A 3,914-nucleotide genomic window follows, 5' to 3' on the forward strand; every position below is an offset into this window, starting at 1 on the left:
ACGCTCAACGGCCTGATTCTCGAAACGCTCGAAGACATTCCGGACGGCGACGTGTCGCTACAGATCGCGAACGTGACCTTCGAAGTCATGCGCAGCGACGATCAGGCGATCCGCACCGTCAAGATTTTCCGTCCGACGGAGCCCGCGAAACACGCGCTGCGTTAGCCATTCGGACGACTGTGCGTCGGCGGCGGAGAGCGGGATGATCGGATCATCTCGACTCCGATAGCCCGACGCTCATGATTTCCCCTTCCCGCGACGCTTTTGACACTTTCGCGCACGACGCCGCGTCCGATCACGAGACGCCCGCCGTCTCGCTCTTGACCGATACCTTGCGCGAAGCCGCCGAGCGCGGCGGGTCCGATATTCACGTCGAGCCGTCCGAGCATGCATGGCGCATCCGGCTGCGCGTCGATGGCGTGTTGCACGTATTGAAGCGCCCGCCGCCTCATCTGCGCGACGCCTTCGTCACGCGCATCAAGGTGCTGGCGCGCATGGATATCGCCGAGCGGCGCGTGCCGCAGGACGGCCGGCTGCGTCTGAATCTGCCGGGCAAGCGGATGGGCGACTATCGCGTCAATTCGCTCCCGACGATCTTCGGCGAAAAACTCGTGCTGCGGCGGCTCGAAGCGCTGCCGCCCGACTTGTCGCTCGCCGCGCTCGGCCTCGATGACACGCAAGGCCGCACGGTCGAATCGGCGATTCGCGCGCCGCACGGCCTCGTGCTCGTGACCGGCCCGACCGGCAGCGGCAAGACCGTGTCGCTCTACTGTTTCCTGCAAATGCTCAACGCCGAAGCCCGCAACGTGTGCTCGGTCGAAGATCCGGTCGAAATACAACTCGCGGGCATCAATCAGGTGAGCGTGCGCGAAAAGGCGGGGATGACCTTCGCCGTGGCGCTGCGCGCGTTCATGCGTCAGGACCCGGACGTCATCATGGTCGGCGAGATTCGCGACGCGGAAACGGCCGACGTCGCGGTGAAGGCTGCGCAGACAGGGCATCTGGTGCTCTCGACCTTGCACACGAACGACGCGCCCGCGGCGATCGCGCGTCTCATCGACATCGGCGTCGCGCCTTATAACCTCGCGTCCGCGCTCAAGCTCGTCACCGCGCAACGGCTCGTGCGCAAGTTGTGCGAGTTCTGTCGCGCGCCGTCGGCGTTGCCGCTCGCGGACCGGTTTCATCCGTTCGAGCCGCGTGGCTGTCCGGCGTGTCACGGCATCGGCTATCGGGGGCGCGTCGGCGTGCATCAGGTGATGCCGGTATCGGATGAACTGCGCGAACTGATCGTGTCGCGCGCGGCGACGCATGCGATCTCGCGCGCGGCGCAGGCGCAAGGCATGCCCGCGTTGCGCGATGCGGCTTTCGCGCGCGTGCGCGAGGGCGTGACGAGCGTCGCCGAGGCGGCCGATGCGACGGAGGTCGAATGATGAACGACGCACTCGAAATGCGCTTCGTCTGGCGCGGCATGGACACCGAAGGGCGGCCGAAGCGGGGAAAGATCATCGCCGCCGACGCGCTCGCAGCCCGTGCTTCGCTGCGGCGCGAAGGCGTGATCGTGACCGCGCTCGACATGCTCGGCGCCGCGCCGCCGCCCAAAGCGAAGACCGCCGAAGTCACCGTCTTCACACGACAGCTCGCCGGCCTACTGCGCGCGGGCCTGCCGCTCGCCGGCGCACTCGACTTGCTGGCCGGCAGCGCGACCGCCAGCGGACTGCCGCGCATCGCGCGTGCGCTGGCCCGCGACATCACTCGCGGCGTGCCGTTTTCGGGCGCGCTCGCTCGGCATCCGGCCGCGTTCGGCGCGCTGTACTGCCAGTTGGTTTCGGTCGGTGAAGTCGCGGGCGCGTTGCCGACGGTGCTCGCCCGTCTCGCGGACGACCGCGAGCGCTCGGCATCGCAACGGGCCAGATTGCGCGCCGCCCTCACCTATCCTGTGATGGTGCTGCTGCTTTCTCTCGCGATCACGGCTGGTTTGCTGATCGGCGTCGTTCCGACCTTCAAGACCATCTTCGACGGCTTCGGCGCCGCGCTGCCCGCGCCGACGCGTTTCGTGCTCGCGCTTTCGGACGGAGTCGCGACTGTCGGCGTGCCGCTTGCGATTGCGGGCGCTTGCATTGCATTTGGGATGTGGAACTGGATGAAGCGTTCGCCCGATGCGCGCGCCGCCGCCGATCGCGCCGCGCTGCAACTGCCGCTGGCAGGCAAACTGCTGCGCTCCCTCGCGGTCGCGCGGTGGAGCCGCGCGCTCGGCACGCTGCTCTCGGCGGGCACGCCGCTGTCGGATGCCTTCGACTCGCTCACGCACGCGACAGGAAATCGCGTGTTCGACCGCGCCACGGTCGACATCGCCGCGCGCCTGCACAACGGCGAACGTCTCGCGGTCGCGATGCGCGCCGTTGGATGCTTTCCGCAGGACGTAGTGCAGCCGATCGCGGTCGCCGAAGAATCGGGTTCGCTCGATGCCATGCTCCTCGATCTCGCCACGCTCGCCGACCGGCAAGTGGACGAGCGTATCGGCGGGTTCGCGAGTCTCTGCGAGCCGATCGTCATCGCCGTGCTGGGCGCGCTCGTGGGCGGCCTCGTCATCGCGATGTATCTTCCTATCATTCAGCTCGGCAACGTGGTGTAGCATCGCGGGCCAAAGCAACCGTTCGTCCATCATGCAGCCTTCGTTCGATCCGTCCACCGCGCACTTCGCGAGCCGCTACCTGACGGCGTTCGCTGCGCTTCCCGTGACCGTGCAGTACGGCTTCGTCGTCGTGTTCGGCCTCGTGATCGGCAGTTTTCTCACCGTGGTCGTGCATCGTCTGCCGGTCATGCTCGAACGCGCGTGGCGCGCGGAAGTCGACGCGGCCATTCCCGAGGCGTCCGATGCCTCCCGACTCGCCAACGCCGATCCCTATCCCGCGCGCTTCAACCTCGCAGTGCCGCGCAGTGCGTGTCCGCATTGCAAGCACGTGTTGCGCGCGTGGGAAAACATTCCCGTCGTCAGCTATCTGGCCTTGCGCGGACGTTGCTCGGCGTGCGGCGCGCGCGTAAGTCCGCGTTATCCGCTGACCGAACTCGCGACCGGCGCGCTCGCGGCGCTCTCGCTTTACGCGTTCGGTCCCACGTGGCCCGCACTGGCCGCGTTCGGTCTCTGCGCGACCTTGCTGACGGCCGCGCTCATCGACTACGACACGCGCTATCTTCCCGATGTGCTGACGCTGCCTCTGCTCTGGGCCGGACTCATCGTGAATTTTGGCGAAGGCGGATTCGCGACGCTGCACGACGCCGTGACAGGCGCGATCGCGGGCTATCTGTTCTTATGGTGCGTGTATTGGCTCTTCAAGCTCGTGCGCGGCGTGGAGGGCATGGGCTACGGCGACTTCAAGCTGCTTGCCGCGATCGGCGCGTGGCTCGGCTGGTCGGCGATCGCGCAGGTGATTCTCATCGCGGCCGTCGCGGGCGCGGCGTTCGGCATCGTCGCGACGTGGCGCAAGCGCATGCGTTTCGAGGAGCCGTTGCCGTTCGGGCCGTTTCTGGCGGCGGGCGGCGCGATCACGCTGTTCGTCGGCACGCCGCTCTACGCATTATTAGGATGATCGAAGGGAGCAACGGATGTTCAGCATTGGTCTCACCGGCGGCATCGGCAGCGGCAAGAGCACGGTCGCCGACCTGTTCGCGGCGCGCGGCGTGCCGCTGATCGATACGGATCTGATCGCCCATCAGATCACGGCGCCGGGCGGCGTCGCGATACCGCTCATCGCGAGCGAATTCGGCGATGGTTTCATTGCGGCCGACGGTTCGCTCGACCGCGCGAAGATGCGCGCGCTCGTCTTCGCCGACGACACCGCGAAAGCGCGCCTCGAAGGGATCGTGCATCCGCTGATTCGCGCCGAGACGGAACGCCAGCGGATCGCGGCACAGGG

At 67.3% G+C, this 3,914-nt stretch carries 5 protein-coding genes; all 5 read left to right on the forward strand.

What is annotated here, in order from left to right; all coding sequences use genetic code 11:
• The coding region (locus AWB82_RS36190; RefSeq protein WP_327346128.1) for a transporter associated domain-containing protein at nucleotides 1-165 on the forward strand (165 nt) is incomplete at its 5' end.
• A 74-nt stretch (nucleotides 166-239) separates the two neighbouring features.
• Nucleotides 240-1,430: a GspE/PulE family protein gene (locus tag AWB82_RS36195; RefSeq protein WP_086974042.1), complete on the forward strand. Its 1,191-nt coding sequence runs from the start codon at nucleotides 240-242 to the stop codon at nucleotides 1,428-1,430.
• Nucleotides 1,427-2,632: a type II secretion system F family protein gene (locus tag AWB82_RS36200; RefSeq protein ID WP_086974043.1), complete on the forward strand. Its 1,206-nt coding sequence runs from the start codon at nucleotides 1,427-1,429 to the stop codon at nucleotides 2,630-2,632. The genes AWB82_RS36195 and AWB82_RS36200 overlap by 4 nt, the downstream gene beginning before the upstream one ends.
• 31 nt (nucleotides 2,633-2,663) lie before the next feature.
• Nucleotides 2,664-3,587, forward strand: a complete 924-nt coding sequence (locus tag AWB82_RS36205) for a prepilin peptidase (protein WP_086974044.1) — start codon at nucleotides 2,664-2,666, stop codon at nucleotides 3,585-3,587.
• Nucleotides 3,588-3,603: 16 nt separating this feature from the next.
• Nucleotides 3,604-3,914 (forward strand): dephospho-CoA kinase (gene coaE / locus AWB82_RS36210; protein ID WP_086974045.1); only part of this gene is annotated, 311 nt, incomplete at its 3' end.

This window comes from Caballeronia glebae (genome assembly GCF_001545035.1).
Classification (GTDB): Bacteria; Pseudomonadota; Gammaproteobacteria; order Burkholderiales; family Burkholderiaceae; genus Caballeronia; species Caballeronia glebae.